The 22,615-nt window shown below is 70.1% G+C and carries 19 protein-coding genes; 7 read left to right on the top strand and 12 right to left on the bottom strand.

Annotated elements, in window-relative coordinates:
* Positions 1 to 88 precede the first annotated feature (88 nt).
* Entirely contained in the window at positions 89 to 1,285 is a 1,197-nt protein-coding gene (locus tag K8640_RS23395) for a lanthionine synthetase C family protein (RefSeq protein ID WP_223749061.1), read from the bottom strand.
* 190 nt (positions 1,286 to 1,475) lie between these two features.
* On the bottom strand, positions 1,476 to 1,682 hold the full coding sequence (locus K8640_RS23400; protein ID WP_223749062.1) for a hypothetical protein: 207 nt from the start codon (positions 1,680 to 1,682) through the stop codon (positions 1,476 to 1,478).
* A gap of 225 nt (positions 1,683 to 1,907) precedes the next feature.
* Here K8640_RS23400 and K8640_RS23405 point away from each other — a divergent pair, with 225 nt between their 5' ends.
* From K8640_RS23405 to K8640_RS23420, 4 genes are read left to right on the top strand one after another with little or no spacing between them, the layout of a single operon-like run.
* Positions 1,908 to 5,144 (top strand): lantibiotic dehydratase, encoded by a 3,237-nt coding sequence (locus tag K8640_RS23405; protein WP_223749063.1) that lies wholly within the window; start codon positions 1,908 to 1,910, stop codon positions 5,142 to 5,144.
* On the top strand, positions 5,141 to 6,097 hold the full coding sequence (locus tag K8640_RS23410; protein WP_223749064.1) for an efflux RND transporter periplasmic adaptor subunit: 957 nt from the start codon (positions 5,141 to 5,143) through the stop codon (positions 6,095 to 6,097). Before K8640_RS23405 ends, K8640_RS23410 begins: the two co-directional genes overlap by 4 nt.
* Positions 6,090 to 8,309, top strand: a complete 2,220-nt coding sequence (locus K8640_RS23415; RefSeq protein WP_223749065.1) for a peptidase domain-containing ABC transporter — start codon at positions 6,090 to 6,092, stop codon at positions 8,307 to 8,309. Before K8640_RS23410 ends, K8640_RS23415 begins: the two co-directional genes overlap by 8 nt.
* A gap of 4 nt (positions 8,310 to 8,313) precedes the next feature.
* A complete protein-coding gene (locus K8640_RS23420; protein WP_223749066.1) occupies positions 8,314 to 9,708 on the top strand; it encodes an MBL fold metallo-hydrolase in 1,395 nt (464 codons plus the stop codon).
* A 9-nt stretch (positions 9,709 to 9,717) separates the two neighbouring features.
* On the opposite strand, the gene K8640_RS23425 is transcribed toward K8640_RS23420, so the two are convergent.
* The 3 genes from K8640_RS23425 to K8640_RS23435 form a co-directional block, all read right to left on the bottom strand.
* The gene (locus tag K8640_RS23425; protein ID WP_223749067.1) at positions 9,718 to 10,602 is read right to left on the bottom strand and encodes an efflux RND transporter periplasmic adaptor subunit; all 885 of its coding nucleotides are present in this window, start codon (positions 10,600 to 10,602) and stop codon (positions 9,718 to 9,720) included.
* A 76-nt stretch (positions 10,603 to 10,678) separates the two neighbouring features.
* Positions 10,679 to 12,178 (bottom strand): methyl-accepting chemotaxis protein, encoded by a 1,500-nt coding sequence (locus K8640_RS23430; RefSeq protein ID WP_223749068.1) that lies wholly within the window; start codon positions 12,176 to 12,178, stop codon positions 10,679 to 10,681.
* A complete protein-coding gene (locus tag K8640_RS23435) occupies positions 12,175 to 12,834 on the bottom strand; it encodes a RedB protein (protein WP_223749069.1) in 660 nt (219 codons plus the stop codon). Before K8640_RS23435 ends, K8640_RS23430 begins: the two co-directional genes overlap by 4 nt.
* 539 nt (positions 12,835 to 13,373) lie before the next feature.
* Here K8640_RS23435 and K8640_RS23440 point away from each other — a divergent pair.
* On the top strand, positions 13,374 to 14,033 hold the full coding sequence (locus tag K8640_RS23440) for a YopT-type cysteine protease domain-containing protein (RefSeq protein ID WP_223749070.1): 660 nt from the start codon (positions 13,374 to 13,376) through the stop codon (positions 14,031 to 14,033).
* A gap of 184 nt (positions 14,034 to 14,217) precedes the next feature.
* Here K8640_RS23440 and K8640_RS23445 read toward each other — a convergent pair whose 3' ends face one another.
* From K8640_RS23445 to K8640_RS23455, 3 genes are read right to left on the bottom strand one after another with little or no spacing between them, the layout of a single operon-like run.
* Entirely contained in the window at positions 14,218 to 14,739 is a 522-nt protein-coding gene (locus K8640_RS23445; RefSeq protein ID WP_223749071.1) for a gamma-glutamylcyclotransferase, read from the bottom strand.
* A gap of 10 nt (positions 14,740 to 14,749) precedes the next feature.
* A complete protein-coding gene (locus K8640_RS23450; RefSeq protein ID WP_141332387.1) occupies positions 14,750 to 15,340 on the bottom strand; it encodes a GbsR/MarR family transcriptional regulator in 591 nt (196 codons plus the stop codon).
* Complete coding sequence (locus K8640_RS23455; RefSeq protein WP_223749072.1) at positions 15,337 to 16,335, bottom strand: polyprenyl synthetase family protein; 999 nt, start codon at positions 16,333 to 16,335, stop codon at positions 15,337 to 15,339. Before K8640_RS23455 ends, K8640_RS23450 begins: the two co-directional genes overlap by 4 nt.
* Before the next feature lie 208 nt (positions 16,336 to 16,543).
* Between K8640_RS23455 and K8640_RS23460 the strand changes: the two genes are divergently transcribed.
* Entirely contained in the window at positions 16,544 to 18,046 is a 1,503-nt protein-coding gene (locus tag K8640_RS23460; RefSeq protein WP_223749073.1) for an MFS transporter, read from the top strand.
* A 24-nt stretch (positions 18,047 to 18,070) separates the two neighbouring features.
* Here the strand turns inward: K8640_RS23460 and K8640_RS23465 are convergent, their stop codons facing one another.
* The 3 genes from K8640_RS23465 to K8640_RS23475 form a co-directional block, all read right to left on the bottom strand.
* Positions 18,071 to 18,424, bottom strand: coding sequence for a DUF2019 domain-containing protein (locus tag K8640_RS23465; RefSeq protein ID WP_223749074.1), 354 nt, complete (start codon positions 18,422 to 18,424; stop codon positions 18,071 to 18,073).
* Between the two features lie 34 nt (positions 18,425 to 18,458).
* Positions 18,459 to 19,214 (bottom strand): hypothetical protein, encoded by a 756-nt coding sequence (locus K8640_RS23470; RefSeq protein ID WP_223749075.1) that lies wholly within the window; start codon positions 19,212 to 19,214, stop codon positions 18,459 to 18,461.
* 537 nt (positions 19,215 to 19,751) lie between these two features.
* Positions 19,752 to 21,284, bottom strand: a complete 1,533-nt coding sequence (locus K8640_RS23475; protein WP_223749076.1) for a methyl-accepting chemotaxis protein — start codon at positions 21,282 to 21,284, stop codon at positions 19,752 to 19,754.
* A gap of 269 nt (positions 21,285 to 21,553) precedes the next feature.
* Here K8640_RS23475 and K8640_RS23480 point away from each other — a divergent pair, with 269 nt between their 5' ends.
* Positions 21,554 to 21,817, top strand: a complete 264-nt coding sequence (locus tag K8640_RS23480; RefSeq protein ID WP_141330881.1) for a hypothetical protein — start codon at positions 21,554 to 21,556, stop codon at positions 21,815 to 21,817.
* Positions 21,818 to 21,832: 15 nt separating this feature from the next.
* Here K8640_RS23480 and K8640_RS23485 read toward each other — a convergent pair whose 3' ends face one another.
* Positions 21,833 to 22,603: an ATP-binding protein gene (locus K8640_RS23485; RefSeq protein WP_223749077.1), complete on the bottom strand. Its 771-nt coding sequence runs from the start codon at positions 22,601 to 22,603 to the stop codon at positions 21,833 to 21,835.
* Positions 22,604 to 22,615 lie beyond the last annotated feature (12 nt).

The raw sequence follows: 22,615 nt of genomic DNA on the forward strand, positions 1-22,615 counted from the left end.
CCTACCGTCATGAACGGTGAGGCGAGGGCCCTGTAGCCCCCGCCCCCATGCCCCGAGGTGCGATGCCTCCGACGGCTCTCGTTCAGACTCACGCCGATTCACGAAGCGACATCAGCAGCACCCGATCCCAACTCGGCTCCACGCTCGAAGCCGCCGCGAGCAGCGCGAGCGCGATGCCCGCCGTTCCCTCCAACAGCCCAGGGCGATCCACCCACGAGGGCACACCCCGCGCATCCTGCCCCCAGAAGGCAAAGCCCCCGACTCCCCTCCCCGGCTGCCCGAAGCGCAGCGCATGCTCCAGCCACCGCCGCGCCGTGCTCGCGAAGAGCTCCTCCCCCGTGGCCTGATGAAACCGGTTGTAGATGTGGAGAAGCCCCGCCGCGCCATGGCACAACGGCGCATCCTTCACCCCGGAGTCCTCCAGCGGGCGCCTCGCGGCCTCACGCGCCATGTCCAGCGCCTCGGCCGCCCAGCCAGGCTCCCCCACGGCACGCGCCGCCGTGAACAGCACCAGCGACACGCCCGGATCTCCGTAGCACCACGCGGCGCGAGTGGGTTGCGGCGTCTTGCCAGCAACAACCCCGTGCGGAAATCGTCGCCCCACGAGTGGCAGTCGCTGCGCCATCACCCAGGACCACACACCGTCCAACAATCCCCGGGCCTCTGACTCCGCCACCCCAGCCCTCACGGCCCCCGCCAACACCGCGATGACGCCCGGCACACCATGCGCCACGCCCAGGTCGTGCCCCCCCTCGGGCGACTCGCGCCGCCAGGTCTCTCCCAGTCGAGCGACCACACCCTCCAGGCAACGCCGTGCATCCGCCCGGGGCAAACGTTCCAACGCATACACCCCCAACCCCACCAACCCCGAGAGCAGCTCCACGGGCCCCGTCCAGGGAGCCACGGCCAGCCGCTGGGCCAGCGCCGCGTCCACCTCCTCCAACGCGTCACCGCCCTCCCCCAGGTGCTCCAACGCCCACGCCACCCCGCTCACACCTGAGTGCAGCGACATCCCCATGGGACGTGACGCCACCGCCTCCATCGCGTCATCCAGCAGCCCCCGCGCCAACCCCGCGTGATGCGCGGACGCATCCACCTTGTCCATCCAGGCGAACAGCAGCGCCAGACCCGAGTCCCCAGACGCCAGCGATGCATCCGGAACACGCTGCGGGAGGGACTCCTCGATCGCCCGAGCCAACCCCTGAACGACCTGGAGCACCTCTTCCTGAAGCGCCCCTGCCACCAGGGACCGCCACTTCGCGGAGCAGTCCATGTCTCCGTTCATGTTTCATGTCTCAAGACGTCACGCGCCACAAAACCCATCACAGACAGGCGCGCCGAGTCTGAAACACCCCAGACCTGATACATTCTCGACCCAGCTCGCGCGACAGGGCGCCCAGCCAACCACGGGCTGACCGGGCACCCCAGGCCTTCGACTCCCGCGTCACGGTGTGCACCGCGACACGGAAAGACGACTACGGATCGACCTGACCGGCCACCTCGGGAGAGGTCTCGATCACACCGCACTTGCCCGAGGGGAAGTTGGTGTAGGGGTTGGTGGTGCCGGTGCCACCGACAACGCCATCCAGCATCTGGAGCGCACCCTCGTCCATGGAGCGCAGCGTCTCGCGGTGAAGGGTGAGCTTGCGCTTCGCGACGACCGTCTTCTTCGGCTCGTTCACAAGAACTCCTGATCAGTGAGGGGGATGACGACACGGGTTTCACGTCACGAAACATGACGCGGTGCAGAATCCGTCACGACAACCTTCCGTGGCGGACAGCTTGACTCCTAACTCAAACAATCAAGTCAAGAAAAGGTGGGTCATAAAGAAATGGGCGGATTGACGGATGACGCGCACATCCATTATCCGGAGACTCGCGACACAGTCCGTCACCTTGAGACATCCTTGACCGCCGCCGATGCTCGCTCCCCCTCCGTGCGGAGGGCTCCCTTCCGACACGACGGCTTCCTGGCCATCCGCACGCCCCTGCTTCCGCTGGACGTGCTGGTGGAGTGGGCGCGCGGACTCGAGGCGCCGGGAGCCCGACCCGAGGACCTCGAAGCGGCGCTGGCACGGGATCGCGTGCTGCTGCGCCAACGCCTGCGCGCGCACGTGGAGGATCCGCTGGTGCGCGAGGCGCTGTTCATCGCCTCGCCCTCGTTGATGGACAGCCTGTCGACATGGCTGGAGTCACCCGGGTCCGAAGCGGGCCAGAAGGTGGAGCACACCCTGGTGCGCTACCTGGCGCGCATGGCCGGTCGCGCCACCCCGTTCGGCCTGTTCGCGGGCCACGCCGTGGGCGACCTGGGTGAGACCGCGTCGCTGCGCATCCAGGGGCGCACCGGTGTGCGCCGTCACACGCGGCTGGACATGGACTACGTGAGCGCCCTGGTGTCTCACGTATCGCGGGAGCCGGAGGTTCGACGCGCGCTCCGCTACGTCCCCAACTCCAGCCTGTATCGTGCCGGTGGCCAGCTCCGCTACATGGAGTCCCGGCTGAACGGCCGCGAGCGCTCGTATCACCTGGTCGCGGTGGAGCCCGAACCCCACCTGGAGACCACCTTGGAGAAGGCCCGCGGCGGCGCGCCACTCGCGACGTTGGCCCACGCGCTGGTCTCGACCGAGGGTGTCTCCGAGGAGGAGGCCCTCGAGTATCTGGAGAGCCTGGTGCAGGCGCAGCTGCTGGTGAGCACGTGGGCGCCCGTCGTCACCGGCCCCGAGCCCCTGCCCTCGCTGCTGGAGTCCGCGAGGGACCTCCCCGCGCTGTCGACCGTGTGCGAGCGACTCACGCAGGTCACCACCACGCTGACCGACCTGGACTCGAGGCCTCCGGGCCTGCCGCCGGAGACCTACCGCGAAGTCGCCAGGACGCTCGAGGCATTGCCGGTCCCCGTGGAGCTGTCGCGCCTGTTCCAGGTGGACATGTTCCGCCCCGCGCACGAGGTGCGTCTGCCGCGTCGCGTGTTGGACGAGGTGGTGCGAGGCGTGACGCTGCTCCAGCGCATCTCTCCCGCGGCGGGAGAAGGAACCGCCCTGGGCCGTTTCCGCCAGCGCCTGCTGGAACGCTACGAGGGACGTCCAGTGCCGCTGCTGGAGGCCCTGGATGAAGAGAGCGGCGTCGGCTTCATGACGTCACGAGGTCCGGGCGCGGGCACCGGCCCGCTGCTCGCGGGCTTCTTCTTCCCCGGCAAGGGTGGACAGGAGGGCCCCCGGTGGGAGCCGCGCTGGACACACCTGCTCCACCGGCTGGAGTCCGTACGCCGCTCGGGTGCGGTGGAGCTGGTGCTGGACGAGTCGGACCTCCAGGCCCTGGAAGCCCGCCGCCCCGCGCGGCTGCCGGAGTCCTTCGGCGTGGTGGGCACGGTGCTGGCGGATTCACCGGAGGCCGTGGAGGCGGGGCGCTTCCGCTTCCTGCTGGAGAACGTGCATGGCCCCTCGGGAGCGCTCTACCTGGGGCGCTTCTGCCATGGGGACAGGGAGCTGGAAGCCGCGGTGCGGCGCTACCTGCAGGCCGAGGAGGCCCTGCGACCCGACGCCCTGTTCGCGGAGGTGGTGCACATGCCCGAGGGCCGCGTGGGCAACATCCTCTGCCGCCCCGCGCTGCGAGAGCACGACCTGGTCTTCCTCGGCCGCTCCGGTCTGCCGGAGTCGTCGCAGCTCCCGATGACGGACCTGTGGGTGTCGGTGGAGGGCCACCGCATCGTGCTGCGCTCGGGCCGAGAGGGCCGCGAGGTCGTGCCGCGCTTGACGAACGCGCACAACTTCGGTGCTCGCGGCCTGGGGGCCTACCGCTTCCTGGGCGCGCTGCAATCCCAGGACGTCGACGCGCTCCGATTCGAGTGGGGGCCCTTGTCGGATGCGCCCTTCCTTCCGCGAGTGGCGCACGGACGACTGGTGCTGTCGCCCGCCACGTGGCGCGTGCGCGGCGACACGCTGAAGGCCTGGGGCGCGGCGCGAGGCGTGGCGCGCTTCGAGGCCGTGCAGCGCCATCGCGACGAGGCGCGCCTGCCGCGCTGGGTCTGCTTGAGTGACGCGGACAACCAGCTCCCCGTGGACCTGGACAACGTGCTGAGCGTCGAGTCCCTGGTGCAGGTGGTGAAGGCCCGCCCGTACGCGACGCTGGAAGAGCTGCTGCCCGGCCCCGGAGACGTGTGCATCGAGGGCGAGACCGGACGCTATTCACACGAGGTGGTCATCCCCTTCCTCCGTCACGCGGCGGAGCCCCCTCGGCCCGCCACGAGGAGCACCGTCGAGTCGTCCGGGGTGCGCACCTTCCCGCCCGGCTCGGAGTGGCTGTACGTGAAGCTGTACGGCGGCACCGGCACGCTGGACCGACTGCTGCGCACCACGTTGGGCGAGGCGATCCGCGCGGCGGTGGCCAGCGGCGCGTCGGACCGGTGGTTCTTCATCCGCTATCACGACCCCGAGCCCCACGTGCGGCTGCGCTTCCACGGCGCACCGCGGCGACTGGACACCGAGGTGTGGCCCCTGCTGCGCGACGCCTGTGCGCGGGCGCTCGCCTCGGGTGAAGCGTGGCGGCTGCAAATCGACACCTATGAGCGCGAGGTGGAGCGCTACGGAGGCCCGGCCGGAATGGAGGCTTGCGAGGCGGCATTCCAGGCGGACAGCGAGGCGGTCCTCGCCATGCTGGAGGCATACCCCGGCGACGCGGGCGCGGAGACGCGGTGGCGTCTGGGCGTGAAGGGCCTGGATGCGCTGCTCGAGGACCTGGGGATGGACCTCGACGCGAAGCTGGAGGTGATGCAGCGACTTCGCCGGAGCTTCGGCGCCGAGTTCAAGGTGGAGCGACACTTCGAGGCGCAGCTGAGCACCCGGTTCCGCAAGGAGGCTCGCGCGTTGGAGGCGCTGCTCCAGACGCCCCACGATACGGAGGGCCCCTGGCGGCCAGGGCTGCGCGCCCTCCAGCGCCGGAGCGAAGCGATGCGTCCCGTGGTCGAGCACCTGCGACACGCCCAATCGGAAGGCCGGCTCTCCGGGAAGGTGGAGGCGCTGGCGGAGAGCCTCCTGCACATGCACGTCAACCGGCTGTTGCCCGCGGACCAGCGCGCGCAGGAGCTCATCCTTTATGACTTCCTGACGCGCCTGTATCGTTCGCGCCGGGCACGGACGATGAAGACATGAGCGACGTACAGCCGCCCCCGCAGAAGCTCTTCCGACAAGAGGCGCTGGAGCATCACGCCCGGCCCGAGGCCCGAGGCGCGCTCCTGCGCATCACGCCAGGGTGGACCCACGCCGTCTGGTGGCTGGTGGTCGCGCTCGTCGTGGTGGGCGGCGTGGGCCTCGCGTTGGTGGACATCAACGACTACGCGCGGGGTCCGGTGCTGGTACGCATCAAGGGCATGGAGGAGGTCACCTCCACCGCCGGTGGCCGCGTCAGTCGGGTCCTGGTGCGCCGGGGCGAACAAGTGCGCGCGGGCCAGCCCCTGGTGGAGCTGTACGCGGGGGGCGAGACGGCGGACCGGGAGCGGATGAAGGAGGAGTTCCGCTCGCGTCTCGCCATGTGGCTGCTGGAGCCACTCAATGTCGACTCCAGGCAGGCCCTGACCACGCTCCGGGCCCAGCTCGAGCTGACCGAGGCCCGGATGGGTGAGCGCGTGCTGAAGGCCCCTTGTGATGGACAGGTGGGCGAGGTGCGCGTGCGCGAGCAGCAGTTCCTCACCGCGGGCGAGATCGTCGTGTCGCTGGTGCGCGGCGGCGCGGAGGCCTGGGCCGTGGCCCTGGTGCCCGGACAGTACCGTCCCATGCTGCGCCCCGGACAGCCGCTGCGCATGGAGCTCACCGGCTTTCCGTACGCGTGGCAGTCGCTCCAGGTCGCCTCCGTCAGCGACGAACTGGTGGGCCCCGCCGAGGTGCGCCGCTACCTGGGGCCCGGCGTCGGGGACGCCATCACCGTGGACGACGGCCCCGTGGTGCTGGTGGAGGCCCGGCTGCCCCGGGAGACCTTCGAGTCGGATGGCGAGACCTACGCGTACCACCCCGGCATGGCCGGAGAAGCCTGGGTGAAGGTGCGCGCGCGCAATGGTTGGCTGACGCTGCTGCCGGTGCTGGAGCTGCTCGGGAAGCAACGTGACTGAGCCCACCCCACCCCCCTCGTTCCTCGAGCGCTTCCCCGCGCTGCAGCGGCTGGGCGCGCGCTTCAGCCGGCGCCGCATCCCCGTCGTCACGCAGATGGCGTCCACGGACTGCGGCGCGGCGTGCCTCGCCATGGTGCTGGGCTACTGGGGCCGCCACGTGAAGCTGGATGAGGTGCACGCGGCCGCGGGCCTCTCCATCCGGGGCATCTCCGCCCGCGCCATCCTGGAGGCCGGCCGGCGCTTCGACCTGGTGGGCCGCGCGGCCCAGGTCGACATGGACCAGCTCGACCTGCTGGAGCCGGGCGCGGTGCTGCACTGGGAGTTCCGTCACTTCATCGTCTTCGAGCGCCTGACGCGCGCGGGCGTGGAGGTGGTGGACCCGGCCTTCGGTCGGCGCCGTGTTCCGCTGGAGCAGTTCCGCAAGTCCTTCACCGGCGTGGCGCTGCTCTTCGAGCCCTCGGAGACCTTCGAGACGGCGGCGCCGCGTCGAGGACCCAATCGATACCTGCACCTGCTGCTGGAGGAGCGCCCCGCGTTGCTGCGCGTGGCGGTGATGTCGCTGCTGCTCCAGCTGTTCGCCCTGGCGCTGCCGTCGCTGACGGGCGCGGTGGTGGACCGGGTGGTGCCGGCCGGAGACGTGCCGCTGCTCGCCACGCTGGGCGCGGGGATGGCCGCGCTGGTGGGCTTCCAGTTCCTCTCGTCGCTCGTGCGCGCGCACCTGCTCCTGCAACTGCGCACGCACCTGGATGCGCGGCTGACGCTGGGCTTCCTGGACCACCTGGTGCACCTGCCGTTCTCGTTCTTCCAGCTGCGCTCTGCGGGCGACCTGATGAACCGCCTGAACAGCAACACCACGGTGCGCGAGCTGCTCACCGCGGGCACGCTGTCCGGGCTGTTGGATGGCAGCCTGGTGCTGCTCTACCTGGGGCTCCTGTTCGCCGGCAGCGCGAAGATGGGCGCGCTGGTGACGGTGCTCGCCCTGTTGCAAGGCGCGGTGTTCCTCTTCTCCAGCCGACGTCAGCGCGAGCTGATGGCGCAGAACCTGGAGGTGAGCGCGTCGGCGCAGAACTACGAGGTGGAGCTGTTCACGGGCGTGCAGACGCTGAAGGCGATGGGGCTGGAGGACCGCGCGGTGCAGCACTGGTCCAACCTCTACGTGGACGTGCTCAATGTGTCGCTGGAGCGCGGCCGGGTGTCGGCGCTCACGGACTCGCTGACCGCGACGCTGCGGATGGCGTCGCCGCTGATGGTGATGGGGTTGGGGGCGCTGCTGGTGATGGAGGGGCAGCTCACGCTCGGACAGATGCTGGCGCTCAACGCCCTGGCGGCGGGCTTCCTGCTGCCCGTCTCGAACCTGGTGACGACGGCGTTCCAGCTCCAGCTCGTGGGCAGCTATCTGGCACGCGTGGACGACGTGCTGGAGTCACCCGCCGAGCAGCTCCCGGGAGAGCGTCGCCGCAGCCACGAGGTGGCGGGGCGCATCCAGGTGGAGGGCGTGTCGTTCCGCTACGGGCCGCACTCGCCGCTGGTGGTGCGGGACGTGTCGGTCACCATCGAGCCGGGACAGTTCGTGGCCATCGTCGGCGCGTCGGGCGCGGGCAAGTCCAGCCTCGCGCACCTGCTGCTGGGGTTGTACCTGCCCAGCTCGGGCACCATCCGCTACGACGGCGTGCCCCTCCAGGACCTGGACCTCAAGGAGCTGCGGCGGCAGATGGGAGTGGTGCTGCAGAACCCCTCGCTGTTCCGAGGCGACGTGCGTCGCAACATCGCCTATTCGGACCCGCAGCTGCCAATGGAGACCGTGCAGGAGGCGGCGCGCCGCGCGCAGGTGCATGCCGACATCGTGGCCATGCCCATGGGCTACGAGACGGTACTGAGCGAGATGGGCTCCTCGCTGTCCGGAGGCCAGCGGCAGCGACTGGCGCTGGCGCGCGCGCTGGCGGCCAACCCCTCCATCCTCCTGCTGGACGAGGCGACGAATGCCCTGGATGCCCGGACGGAGCGGGCGGTACAGGACGCGCTGGCCGAGCTGCGCTGCACGCGGGTGGTCATCGCCCATCGGCTGAGCACCGTGCGCGAGGCGGACCTCATCCTGGTGATGAAGAACGGCCAGCTGGTGGAACAGGGAACGCATGCCGCGCTGATGGAGAAGCGCGGAGATTACTTCGAGCTGGTGTCCTCGCAGGACCGTCCCCACCAGGCCGCGGGGTAGCCGCATGCGCTTCGCGCCGGACGTCATCCTGGACCTCACGCCGCTGCCGGACAGGGTGGGCGCAGTGCCGTTCACCGAGCTGTTGGACGGGCTGCTGCGTGAGGGCTTCGACCCCGAGGGCTCGCGGCGGGTGCTGGAAGCGGCGCAAGCGAGACTGGGGCCGGGGCTGCTGCGTCCCCAGGGCGTGGACGACGGTGGCTTCCTGGTGGAGTCATCGGTGCTCTTCCCCGAGCAGGGTGCATGGTGGTGGGTGCTCCAGCAGGGCGAGGAGCGCTGGCGCACGCGGCTGGCCGTGGAGGACGTGCCGGCGGTGGCCGGGTTCCTGCGCGCCACGGCGCTCGCCTCGACCTTGGAGGAGGTGCGCGAGGCGTGGCCCTTCGATGAGGCGGGCTGGCGTGACTCGCTCTTCGCCGCGGGGCCGCACCCCGCGCCCTGGGTGGAGCCCTCCGGTCCGGGCATCTATCGACGCGAGCACGCCAGTGTGCTCATCCGCTCGCGGACGACGTCGGTGCTGGTGGACCCGATTCCGCTCCAGCGGCGGATGAATCACATCGGACTGGCACCGGGAAACCTGGCCCACGGGCCCCCCGACGCGTTGGCCATCACCCATGGGCATGTGGACCACTGGCACGTGCCGTCGATGCTGTCGCACCTGACGGACGCGAGCGTGCCGGTGCTGGTGCCGCGCGTGCCTCGCCCCAACCTGCTGACGATGCAGGACTTCGCCCAGGTGCTGGGCACGTGTGGCCAGCGCGCCCTGGCGCCCCAGTGGGGTGAGACGGTGCACGTGGGGGACATCCGCGTGGACGTGCTGCCCTTCTACGGCGAGCAGCCGTCGCCGGACGGTCCGCCGCTCGCCGAGGGGTTGCGGAGCTGGGGCAACTGCTACCGCTTCACCACCGAGGACTTCAGCTGCCTGTTGCTGGTGGACAGCGGGACGGACCCGGAGGGACGGATGGAGGCGGTGGTCGAGCGCTCGCGCCGGGAGCTGGGGCCGGTCGACGCGGTGCTCTCGTGCCAGCGTGAGTTCCTCTCGCCTTTCTTCGGAGGACTGAGTCACTACTGGGCCGCGCTGCCCTGGACGAGGCTGCGCGAGCTGTACGCGGACCACCTGGCCGGACGGCTGCGCAGTGCCACGGCCGGGCCCGCGGGAGTGGCCGAGGTGTGCGCCGCCGCCGGAGCACGTTGGTTCCTGCCCTACGCGAACGGCTTCGAGGGCGTGGGCCGCGCCATCCAGGACGTCGGCTGGGGACTGGGCGAGCCGTCCGAGGCCGCCTGCGGCGCGGCGGTGCGCGACCACCTGAAGGCCTTGGGCGTCTTCACGAAGGTGTTGGACTGGAGCCCCGGGGACGTGGCGCGCTTCGAGCGCGGCGAGCTGCGGTTGGACGCCGCGCGCTGACGCCCTGGCTCAAGGCGTGGTCACGACACGGCCTCGCGCACGGGGGCCGGGCTGGAGGTACACCTCCGCGACCAGTCCACTGGCCAGCTGGCTGCGCAGCGCCTCGGACACCTGGAGCAAGGCCTCGGCCTTCTGATGGCGCGAGGAGAGGTCCACCTCGGGCGACAACCGGTCAACGACGGCGGTCAGCTCCAGATTCACCGCGGGCAGGCGCACCCGCACGGTGTCACCGGGACGCACGCTTGGAGCCAGCTGCTCCGGGATGGCGAAGCGCAATCGCATCTGTTCGCTCACCAGCCTGAGCACGGGCATGCCCATGCTCACGCGCATGCCCGGTGTGAGGTACTGCTCGGTGACCGTCCCGGTGAAGGGGGCCTTCAACCGGGCCACGTTCACGTCGCGCTCGGCCTGCGCCGCGCGGGCCGTGGTCGAGGCCAGCTGGGCCTGCGCCAGTTGGAGGTCCGCCTCCGCCAGCGCCACGTCGTTCTGCGCCGTCTCCTCGGCCTGAGCGGCGGAGAAGTCCCGGATGCGCTGCTCGCGCGCGAGTCGTTGCTTGGCCTGGGCAACGACCAGCACGGCCCGGTGCACGACGGCCTCCGACGCGCGCATGTTGGCCTGACGCGTGCCCAGCTCCAGCCGGAGGGGCTCCGCGTCCAGCGCGGCGACGACCTCGCCCGCTTGCACGCGCTGCCCCAGGTGGGCCTTGACCTCGCTCAGCTGGCCTTCCACCGCGAACACCAGGTCCAGCACCTGACTGGCCACCACGACGCCCAGCAGCGGACGCGGCGCGGAGAGCACCTGCTCCTTGGGGCCCGGCTCCGATGTCTGCGCCAGGGCACTCGCGCAGGACAGCCACAACAGTCCCGCCAGCGCCCTTCCCTGTCCGAACCTCATCGAATGCCTGGAGCCCATGCCGTTCGCCCAGTGTAGTCCATGCGGCGGGCTTGGGCAGTGGGGCAGGCGTGACGCCTCAGCTCTTGGCCTGATACAGCGCGATGATGTCGTGGATCTGGTCCGTGACGTGCCGCAGCCCGTCCGCGGCCGCGTGCGTGGTCTCCAGGCGGGCCATCGAGGTCCGCATCAGCTCCGTCTGGTCCGACACCGCGTTGAAGATCTGCGCGACGCCCGCGGACTGCTGACTCACCACCGCGGAGATCTGCCGGACCGAGTCCGCGTTGTTCTTCACCAGCGCGGACAACGTCTTCAGCTGCTCGCCGGAGTCACGGATGCTCTCGATGCCTCGACTCATGCGCTCGCCGCCCTGTCGGGTGATCTCCACCACGCCCTGGATGCGCGTGCGCGTCTCCCCGAGCACCACCCTCACCTGCTGCGTCGCCGCCACCGACTGCCCGGCCAGCCCGCGAATCTCCCGCGCCACCACCGAGAACCCCCGCCCGGCTTCGCCCGAGCGGGCCGCCTCGATGGCCGCGTTGATGGCCAGCACATTCGACTGGTCCGCCAGGTCCTGCACCGAGCGGGTGATGCCCGCGATGCGGTCCGTGTGCGCCCCCAGCGACCGGACGCGCTCGGTGAGGTCCTCGGTCTGCTCGCGCAGCGCGGCCAGCCCCTCCACGCTCTTGCCGATGGCGGCCTCCACCGCCTCGCCCATGTCCCCGGCCTCCGCCGTGGTCTCCATCATCCGCGTCGCCTGCTGCGAGGCCACCAGCGACGTCTGGCGGATCTCCTCCGCCGTCACCCGCGTCTCCTCAAGCGCCCCCGCCTGTCGGGCCAGCTCCCGGCGCTGCTCCGCCGTCGCCTGCGTCAGGGTCCGCATGGAGTCCCGCAGCGCATCCGCCGACTCCATCAGCGGCCGCACCACCCGCTCCTCCACCGCGCGCCGCGACAACTCCAGCAGCGCCTCCCGCCGCGCCGCGTCCCGCATCTCCCGCTGCCCCTGCACACAGGACGCGATGAGGAAGAGGTCCTCGAACACCACCCACGCCGTGTGCTCCAGCCAGCGCCAGGACTCCAGCGCGTGGATCCCGAAGAGCGACTCCGGCCAGAACGCTCCGCGCAGGAAGTGGTCCGCCGCCACCACTCCGCTGAACGTCAGCAGCACCCGCCAGTCGCGGTAGATGGCCAGCAGCGCCAGGGAGCCGAAGATGTGGAAGTGGGTCTCGATGCGGCCGCCCATCAGGTGGATGAGCAAGCCGGACATCAACGCCTGTCCCACCGCGATGACATGACGCGTGGAGGCCCGCCCCGACCGCGTCAGCGCCAGGGTGACGGGCAGTGCGCCGAAGAGCAGGCCCAGCCAGACGGCGGCCTCGACATGGAAGTGGACCGAGCTCTCGAGCCCCGCCCAGGCCCTGGGGGAGATGGTCAGCGCCGCGACGATACTGCCCAGCCACTGCAAGACCATCAACGCCGCGAACGTCCGGTCCGTGCGGCGGCTCAATGCCAGACTTTGTTTCGCGTGGAGCTGTTGAGACAGCGTGGCGAGCTCCGCCTCGGAAACCTGGATCCTCATCGTGGCGAAGCCCCCGTGACCTGTGAAGGTGTTCTCAACGCACAGCCGAAGACCGGCGACTCGGAGCGCTCGGCCTCTCCCGATGACACCAACGCGCGCAGGGCCAGTCCCCCAGGACTGTCCCCCTCATGTCCGCGCGCGGAGGTGATGCCACCGCTGAAGCGCTCCGTGCCATCCGGCGCGTAGAGCACCACGTGGCCGGAGGTCACCGCGCCCAGCTCCCGCGCCACCTGCCCGTCCACGTCCGCCAGCACCTCCACGCCCGGCAAGGCCCGCGAGCGCTCCCACAGCTCCGACTGGACGAAGCCCTCGGGCGCCTCGCGGGGCGCCCAGATGTAGACCCGCGTCACCAGCCGCGCCCCCGCGAAGTGCACCAGCTTCCCCAGCTCCGTCAGCGTCGCGCGCGAGCACGCGCACTGCGGGTGGAGGAAGACGAGCAGCGCCCAGTCGCCTGGGCCACGCGCGAGCCCCAGCGACTCCGGCAGCCTCGCGGGCGGCAGGGAACGCTCACCCGCGGCGTTCGCGTAGCGCCACAGCAGGCCCATTCCCGCGATACAGGCCACGAGCCACGCGCCCACCAGACATGCCAGGACACCCGGCCGCCCCACACGATGTCTCAACCCGACCTGGGTGGAGTCCCGGGCTGATACAGCCACGGCGGGGGGTGGGTCATCCTGGACGGCCATTCTTGGCCATGCTGGAGAAATCCCGTGGATGTGGCAACCGTATTTCAGAGGAAGCAGGCATTGAGCCGCAAGGCCTGCGCATTCTCATTAATACATGTAAATCTGTATCAACCCGCCAGTGTCGTCGCCCGCCGCGACGCCTCGCTCGGCCATCGCGGGACACCGACACCCGCGCACATCCAGGGCCGCCCTACTTCACGCGTGGTATGGGGACGCAGCCGCGTCTGGACGAAACGCACGCCTCGGAGCCGCCCTGGGTTCGCCTTCGGGTCCCCGTACTGGCCACGCGCTTGCAGCCATTCACTGCCTGTGTCGCCAGGCACTGCGCGGCGGGGGCGCACGCGACCCGTCATCTCCCCTGGGATCAGGACCGTGAACCCATGCGAAATGAACCGTCCATCTCGGACATGATTCAGCAGAACGCCATCAGTCATCGACTGATGAACCAAAGCCGCTACGGAGGCGGCAGGATATGTTTTGCCTTCTCGTGTCGCTGGGCCCGGGAAATCATGGCATCGGCCGTCTGGATGAACTGGTCGCTCAAGCAGACCCCGGATCAACGCATCACAGCCATCCTCCTCGACCTCGCCGAGATTACAAAACAACACAAGCTGTACGGCGAGCAGCTGGACCGGGACCAGGCCACCGTCGACGAGTTGAAGTTGACGCGGCTCTTCGCGCAACAGAGCCGCCGCATCGATGACGAGGAGGTCCCCCCCGACCAGGACCCCACCACCCTCGAAATCAGGAGGCTCACCCGAGGCCAGGAGTACGGCAATGGCGCCTATCTGACCTCCACGGAGTCAGGGCTCGCCCTCGCCTTCGGCCTCCATCTCGCCGGGCTGGGCCACTGGGCCCTGGCTCCCGGCAACATGGACAGCCTCCAGACCTCGTTCGACGCCCTCATGGCGCTGGTTCCCAAGCAGTCCACCTGCCTGCTCTTCTTCAACAAGCAGGGGACCTCCAGGGCGCACGCCATCGGCGTCTACCGCTCCCATGGGATGACCTGGCAGGACTGGTACGTCTTCGACCCGAACTTCGGCGAGTTCAAGTTCAACGCCTACAGGTACGCCCGGTTCGCGCTGATGGCCATCGCCACCTCGCTGGGAATGGACTCCGTCCGCCTGATGGGGGTGACCTTGAGCACCGGGCGCGCCATCGAGGTCTGAGCCCCCGCGCTCACGCGCGCATGAACAGGAAGTACAGCAGCAGGCTCAGCGCCACCGAGACGAGGATGCTGCCCGCGCAGCCCAGCTTGTTGGAGAAGAAGAGGAACATGGCCGTGGAGGCAACCTAGGCATCGCCGCGCGCATCCGCACGGCGCCCCCGAAGGTTGCCTCCACCGCGAGCCCGTTAGGCCCCGCGCTTGAGCCGCTCCACGTACTCGGCCGGCAGGCCCGCCGCCTGGGCGCCTCGCACCAGGGCCTCCACGAAGCGAGGGCTCACCGAGCCGTCCTGCGACGCGCGCCGGGGATTGGTGACGAACGCGGTGGCCTCCACCTCCTGCCCGTCCACGCGCACCTTCACCGCGCGCTCCACGCACATCCCCGTCACGAAGCCTTCCTTGTGCTGGACGATGGGCCAGTCCTGCCCGCGAATCTCGAACAGCCGCCCGAAGATGCGGCCCCCCGGTGCATCCGCCAGCCCCGCCACCCGTCCACCCCACCAGCGCGACGGGAAGTCGTAGACCAGGTCCACGTCCACCGCCTCCGCCAGCCGCCCCTCCGGCAGATCGAAGAAGCCGTATGAGTGCTGCTGCCGCCACTCCTCGAACGCCGCCCGGTCCAGGATGGTGGAGTACGCGAAGTACAGCCGCGTCGCCTTCGGGTCCGCGCCCTCGCGCGCCTTCATCACCATGTCGTAGTGCGAATCCATCAGCCCTCCCCTACCGGTCCCCGCGCCGCGAGGCCCCGTCCCGAAACACCGCCAGCACCCCGGACACGTCCAGGCGCGACGTCTTGATGAACAGCCGCAGCGCCCGCTCCACGTGCTCGGCCAGCGTGGCCATCTTCTCCAGCCGCTCCAGCCGCTCCAGCGGCACCCCGCCCGTCGTCTCCGCCAGCCTGCGCGCCTCCGCCAGGTCCGCGCGGATGCGCGCCACGAAGCCCGCCTCGCGCTCCTCGATGACGTGGCGGACCATCCGCACCAGGTCCGTCTCCGCGCCATAGCGCCAGACGGTGTCCTGCGGCAGCCGCACCCGCTGGATGACGCCCCAGCGCTCCAGGTCCCGGAGCAGCATGGAGACCCCGCCCTTCGACAGGTCCAGCTCGCGCTCGATCTCCCCCGCCGTCAGCGGCTCGCCGCGCAGGTACAGGAGCGCCCACACCCGGCCCTGGTTGCGTTTGAAGCCCCAGAACTCGATGACGTTGCCCACCGCGTCCACCGCGATGGCTTCCCATGGCGCGAGCCGGCCCTCGACGACCGGCGGCTCACCGCCCGCGCTCCCGTGTCCCCCCGTCCACAGGTAGCCTTTCATGCGGCGCGTCCTTGCACTTGCTCGGCGATCCCCGCCGACAGCTTGCGAGCCCAGCCCACCAGCTCCGCCCCCGCCGGGTCCGTCGCGAAGTGCCCCAGCTTGTCCAGCGCCGCTTCGATCTCCACGTTCATCCGCGCCATGGACGCATCCACCGCGCCCGTGGCCTCGATGGCCGCGCCAATCTCCTTCGTGCGCTCGGGCGTGATGGTGGAGAAGGCCCACGCGTCCTTCAGCTTGCGGCGCAGGCTCTCATCCTTGGCCACCGCCAGCAGGATGGGCATCGACGGGGTGCGCGAGTGCACGTCCGCGTACCGCGGCTTGCCCACGTCCGTGCCCAGGATGTCCCGGATGTCGTCGGCGATCTGGAACGCCACGCCCAGGTGACGGCCAAACCCGTCGAAGCGCTCCACCGCGTCGGGCTGGTTCGCCAGCGTCGCCGCCGCGTGTCCGCACCAGCCGAACAGCGAGCCCGTCTTGCCCTCGGCGATGAAGCGCAGCCGGTTGAGCGGCAGGTCCAGGTCTCCGCGCGCCTCCACCTCCGCGATGGCCGCGCGGGTCATCTCGGAGACCACCGACAGCGCCGACAGCGTCAGCCGCGAGTCGAGCAGCGCCAGCTGGTGCAGGCCCGTCGACAGGATGAGGTCTCCGCTCATCACCGCCACGATGTTGCCCCAGCGCGCGTTCACCGTGGGCCGGCCCCGGCGGAACATGCCCGCGTCCACCACGTCGTCGTGCAGCAGGCTGGCCGAGTGGATGAACTCCGACGCCACCGCCACGTCCACCAGCCGCTCCGGAGCCACCCCCACCGCGCCGCCGAACAGCCGCACCAGCATGGGCCGGGCCCGCTTGCCGCCCGTCCCCAGGCACAGGTGCCGGGCCGCCTCCATCAGCGTGTCGCCCTTCACGTCCGGACCGGCGTTGCCATCCACCAGCATGCCGCTGAGCCGCTCTTCCACCGCCGCCAGAAAGTCCGTGAGCTCCCGAGCCAGTTCCATGTGCGCCGTTCTCCTCGAACGTTCATATAGTTCAAGACCGCTTGAACTGCACCTGATTCCAGCGTCCCCCTCCGGACGGGGGAACAGGCGGCCTGGGGAGGCAGGGCTCCAGGCGGGCGGCCGAGGGGGGTGGGAGGTCGGATTGAGGCCCCTGCCGCGGGCGTGAGACAGACGTGGGACGCCCCGCTTCCTCGTCGCAAGGACCGCGTTGAGCCCCGCCGCCTTCCGTCGTTACGTCCTGAGCAGCTTCGCCTCGCTCGCCTCCGCCGTCCCCCTCTTCCGTCCGGGCTCGTCGCTGCCCGGCTCGTCCGCGCCGCTGCTCGGGGCGCCTCCGGTGGACGGGCCGGACGCGCACCTGACGCCCACCCGGCGCCTGCGCGCGACCCTGGGCCTGTCCGTGGCGGAGGGCATGTTCGCGGAGGTGTTCACCGCGTGCGCCGGGGCCACGGTGCTCACCGCGTGGGCGATGGCGCTGGGGCTGGGACCGCTGCTGGTGGGGGTGATGACGGCGCTGCCGTTCTGCGCGCAGTTCATCCAGTTCCCCGCGGCGTGGTTGACGTCGACGTTCGGACACCGGCGCGTCGCGCTGACGGCCATCTGCCTGTCGCGACTGGTGATGTTCCCGTTGGCGGTGTTGCCGTGGTGGGAGTTGGACCTGACGGCGCGCCAGCACGTGCTGCTGGGGGTGGCGGGGGCGTCGGCGGTGTTGGGGGTGGTGGGCAACAACGCGTGGGTGGCGTGGATGGGGGAATTGGTGCCGCGCGCGGTGCGAGGCCGGTTCTTCGGGCGGCGCACCGCGCTCACCACGCTGGCGGGCACGCTGGCGTCGCTGGCGGCGGGGCTGTTGTTGGACCGGCTGCGTCCGGCGGACGGGGTGGGACTGGCGCTGCCGCTGCTGGCGCTCGGGGCCTGCGTGATGGGCGTGGTGACGACGCTGCTCATGGCCAGTCAGCATGACCCGGCGCCGCCGGGGACCACGCCTCGGCTGGAGCTCAAGGGCGCGCTGGGGCCGCTGAAGGACCCGCTCGCGCGGCGGGTGCTCACGTATCAGGTGGCCTGGAACGCGGCGGTGGGGGTGTCCGCGCCGTTCTTCGCGCTGCACAGCATCCAGAACCTGAAGATGACGTTCGTCATCCTGGCGCTGCATGCCGCGGCCGTGGCGGGGGTGCGCATCCTGACCGCGCCCCTGTGGGGGAAGATGATCGACCGCGTGGGGGCGCAGCCGGTGTTGATGGCGTGCTCACTGGGAATCGGCGTCATCCCGGCGCTGTGGCTCCTGCCTTCCGCGGGGACGCTCTGGCCGTTGCTGTTCGACGTGGTGCTCGCGGGGGCGCTGTGGAGCGGGCACGGCCTGGCCATCTTCGCGCTGCCGCTCACGGTGGCGCCGCGCAAGGGGCGGCCGTTCTATCTGGCCGCGTTCGCGACGGCGGGTGGATTGGCGTACGCGCTCGCCGCGGCGCTCGGGGGCGCCATCGCCTCCGCGCTGCCGGAGAACTTCGTGCTCGGAGGACAGCCCTGGGTGAACCTGCACGTGCTGTTCGTGCTGTCGTCGGTGGCGAGGCTCTGCGCGGCCCTGCTCGCGGCGCGGCTCCCGGAGCCCGGGGCACACCCGGTGACGTCGGTGAGCGCGCTCGTGTCGCGGCTCATGCCCCGGCCGCACGCGGCGAGGATGCTGGCGCGGGAGAGCACCGGGAGTCACCGCCCGAGCTGAAGCGCCGACATGGGCGGGGGCCGGCTACTCCAGGGGGTCCAACGCCCAGGTGCCGTTCTCCCAGTTCTTGAGCGTCTGCTGAGCCCCGAGCGCGGAGATCCCCTCGCCTCGTGCCGCCTCTTCGAGCACCCCCCTGGCCTCCTTGGGTTTGTGCCTCAACAGGAAGGCCGCGGTGGTGACTCGCACGTCGACCCGAGGCGACGAGAACAGTGATGCGAGGGCATCGCGGCCTGCATCGCCGAGGGAACGCAACTTCGTGAACGCGGCATAGGCCTTGTCCGCATGCTTGTTTCCGCGCTTCGCATCCCCACTCCGGATGCAATCCGTCTGCGCCGCGATATTCTCAGCGAACTGCGCGACGAGCGACTCCAGGTCCATCACCAACTCCCCTTGCGGACGTTCTCGACAGCCCTCAGCCCGAAGTCTCGCTGCGCCCACCGCCCAGCACCGCAGCCGCACGCCCCACAGGCGCCGCCACCAAACGCAGCGCCACCGTGCCGTCTGCGGCCAATGTGAGGGCTGGAATTCTCGCAGTGGCGAGGGCTGTCCCCTCCAAGGTGCGTGTCGCGGCGGATACTGTTCCCCACGTGGCGATGAGACTCGTCACCAGTTTGGAGACAGCCTGCACCTGCTCGCCCCGGGGCATGTATCGGAAGCGTTCCAGGTATTCCGGAGAGGACTCCATCAACGCCACAACGGAGGCAGGCATCTGCCGAAGGGCTGCGAAGTTGTCTGCTGGTGACGTCGAGAAGAACTTCCCCACAGCCAGCGCGAGCCCGATGAACGCCTCTTCGGCCCCGTCCAGGGTGCGACTGATGACATCGGCATCGTCATGGACGTCAGCCAGGGGGAAGCCGGTTTCCTCCCGCAGCTCATCGTTGAGGAGTCGGAAGACGCCCGTTCGCCCATCGTAGAAGCGGCCCAGTTCGAAGCCGTGCGCGCGAAAGGCTCCGCCCTTCCATTCAACGGGCGACACCCGTTGCTGAGTCCTTCCGGTGAGCACCCACGCAAGGCATCCGTCAGGTCGGAGTACCGCCAGATGATTGAAGCGCCCGACCCGGCGCACCAACTCGACCCGCGACACTTCGCCCGTGACCAAGATCTCCCGCAGCAAGAAGCCCACCGCAACCCGCGCTGGGAACTGCCCCAGCGTGACCTCCCTCTTCAACAACGTTTCGAGGAGTCTCGCTGCGTGAATCGGGGTGAGAGCGCTTCCCCCGACTGGCTGCGCGTCGCGATCTTCGAGTCCCGCCTTCTGAAGCAGGGCAACAAACGAATCCTGAGGTCTCCTGCCCGTACCAAGGGACACGGAGTCCCGGAACAAATGGCGTCGGTGGAGCCGTTGACCGGAGGGAGCGTCGACCGCGTCGCCATCCACTTCGCGTTCGGGAGTCTCGCTCGAAGAATCCCATCGCTCTCCTGGTGTCGCCGCTCGCTGCTGGAACATGTCCCCGCGTGTCGCGGAGTCCACTCCAGCGCAGCCCATGAAAAGAAGGGCGACACTCACCACCCAAAGACCAGCACGCATTCGTCACCCGACGCCTTCCTTATGTGAAGGCCCATGGCAAAATGCTGGCATTGACGTCTGACAAACCTTCGGGAGACAGGGCATTCGGCGGATGCCTACACACATCCCGCCGACTCGCCCGAGGCTCACGCTGAAAACAAGCCCATCATGGAATTCGCTGTTCGAGGTGGCGTGACTTCAAACCCGATACGCCCGGACCACCTCCGCCACCCGCTCGGAGAGCATCTTCAACGACACGGCCGACTCGTTCGTGGTGGAGATGCGCTTCACCGTGTCGCCCATCAGCGCGTTCAGCTCGTTGACGGCGGTGAAGATCTGCTCGATGCCGGTGGCCTGCTGGTTCACCGTCTGCGCAATCTGCCGCGCGGACGCCGTGCTGTCCTGGACGATGGTCGTCAGCTCGCGCAGCGTGTCCCCGGACGCGCGGGCCTGCGCGAGCCCCGCCTCCATCCGCTGGGTCCCCTCCGCGGTGATCTGCACCGTCCCCGCAATCGCCTCGCCGATGTCGTTGAGGATCTTCCGCACCTGATTGGTCGCGCGGATGGACTGGTCCGCCAGCGCGCGAATCTCCCGCGCCACCACCGCGAACCCCTTGCCGTGCTCGCCCGAGCGGGCCGCCTCGATGGCCGCGTTCACCGCGAGCAGATGCGACTGGTCCGCCAGGTCCTTCACCGTCTCCGTGATTCCACCAATCTGCTGCGTCCTCTCCCCCAGCGACATGATGCGCTCGGTGATCTGCTCCACCTGGGAGCGCAGGTCCACCAGCCCATCGATGCTGGCGGCCACCGCCTCCTCCCCCGTCCTGCCCAGCGCCTCGGCGCGCTCGGCCACCTCGATGACCGACTGCGCGGAGCTGGACGCGAGCAGCGCCGTCTGGCGGATCTCCTGCGCCGTCACCTGCGTCTCCTGCACGGCGGCGGCCTGCCGGGAGACCATCTGGTTCTGCTCGCTGGCGGACTCGTTGAGCCCCTGCACGGAGTCACTCAAGAGCTCCGTGGACGAGTGGAGCTGGTGCAAAAGGTCCTTCAGCTTCCCCACCAGGATGCCCACCGCGAGCGCCAGCTCCCCCACCTCGTCCTGCGTCGAGATGTGCACCGGCTCACGCAAGTCCCCGTGCTCGGCGATGCGGCGCACGGCCCCCGTGAGCGAGACGAGCGGCGCCACCATCCGGCGGCTCAGCGTCCACGCCGCGCCCATCAACACCACGAGCACGGCGATCAGGATGAGCTGCATGTTGCCGAGGACGCTCTCGATACGGCCCCGAGCCTCCGTGCGGTTGAAGCCCACGTGCACGGCCCCCAGTCCACCCGGGACCGGAGCGGCCATGTCGAGCAGCTCCATGCCCTGCGCCTCGAGCGGCGTGCCCTCCTTCGAGATGGCCAGCCCCTCCACGTGCTCGCGGAGGACCGACGCGTGGGTCCCGGACACGGCGACCAGCGAGCCCCGCGCGTCCACCAGCGCGACGTAGGCGAGCGCGCCCTCCCGAGCCACGGCGTCCAGCGTGGGCTGGACCTCCTGCTGCTCGCGGTTGCGCAGCAGGTCCGCCATCGCGGAGGCGAGCGCCGTCGGCACCGCCATGCTCATCTCGTGGCCCTGCTCCTCGAAGGCCTGGCGCAGACGCGGAATGGTGTAGCCCATGGACAGCAGGGCGAAGAACAGCGCCACGACCACGGGCGCCACGGTGATTTTATGGACGAGGGAGAGTCGCATCCGAGCACGAGGGTATGCAGAGCGAACGCGACGAATTGTGGACGCGTGACTGCCAATAGCGCAACCCCACCCCGCCGAGCGATTCCTCTCATCCTCGCGAGGGTCCGTCGGCACCCCAATCCCAGCACACCCCTGCGAGAGCGAGGACGTCTGGCTTTCGCATCCCCAGGAGAAAATTGCACCCGGAGGCGCCGCATGTGAGTCCCCTGGCCTCGACATGCGCCACGAAGGCCGCGCTACGCTCGCGAGTCTTCACCCCTGGAGGTCGCATGCGAGAGCTTCTCGGAGTCGCGCTGACGACGTGCTTGCTGCTGGGCTGTGGTGGCGTGGAGGAGCCCTCCCAGGAGCCACCACCGTTGGCTGAACAGGAGCAGAAGGCGGAGGTCTGCATCGACGGATTCCGCCACGTCTTCACCTATTGGACCTGTCAGGACGGCTGCAACGTCGAGGTGCAGGAGTGCTGTTCCAACGTCGTCTTCAACCTCTGCTACGACTCCGTCTCCCAGCAGTCGTGCGATCCCGGCTGCACCTGAGCGCCTCGCCCGGGCTCACGGCTTCCCGCCCTGACGCAGGTCCCTGTTCCCACAGTCCGCCAGGTGGAACGTCCCCTGGCGGCTCATGCGCTGGACCACACGGGCGCCCACGGACTCGGCGAAGCGCGAGGGCCCACCCTCGCGCCGCTGCACCGACAGACGCGTCGTATACGCCGTCACCAGGTCCGGCCTGTCCCGCTGCTCCACGAGCGACTCCAACAGCTCCCGCCGCCGCGGGCCCGACGCCTCCCCCCCGATATCGTCCAGCACCAGGACCCGCACCTGGGCCGCCCGCTGGAGCAACCGCCGCCGCGCCTCGGAGTCCTCCTCGCGCGACAGGCGCGCCCAGTCGATGAAGAGCCCCGCCGACGAATCCCACGCCGACAGCCCCCGGTCGCCGCGCACGGCGGCCCGGAAGAGGTAGCACGCCCCCGTCGTCTTCCCCGTGCCAGGGCCTCCCGACAACAGCAGGCTGCGCAGCCGCTCCCTCAGGACATGCCGAGCCGCGCGGAGCGCCGCCGTCTCGAGCGGCGTCTCTCCTCGAAGGCCCGCCACGGCCTCGGCCGGCGCGCCGCACTGCTCCAGGTGCGAGGGCCACGCGTGCACCTGGGCGGACGCATGCCGGGCCTTCGCCTCCTCCGCGGCCCGCTGCCGCTCCAGCTCCCGCTGCTTCCAGTCCGCCTCCAGCTGGGCCAGGCCCGCCGAGGGCTGCTGCTTCGCCTGGGACATGCCCCGACGCAGCAGGTCCGCCAGCCGCCGAGACTCCCGCTTGTCGTCCTGGCTCATGCCCCGTCCACC

Source organism: Myxococcus sp. XM-1-1-1 (assembly GCF_020037095.1).
Classification (GTDB): Bacteria; Myxococcota; Myxococcia; order Myxococcales; family Myxococcaceae; genus Myxococcus; species Myxococcus fulvus.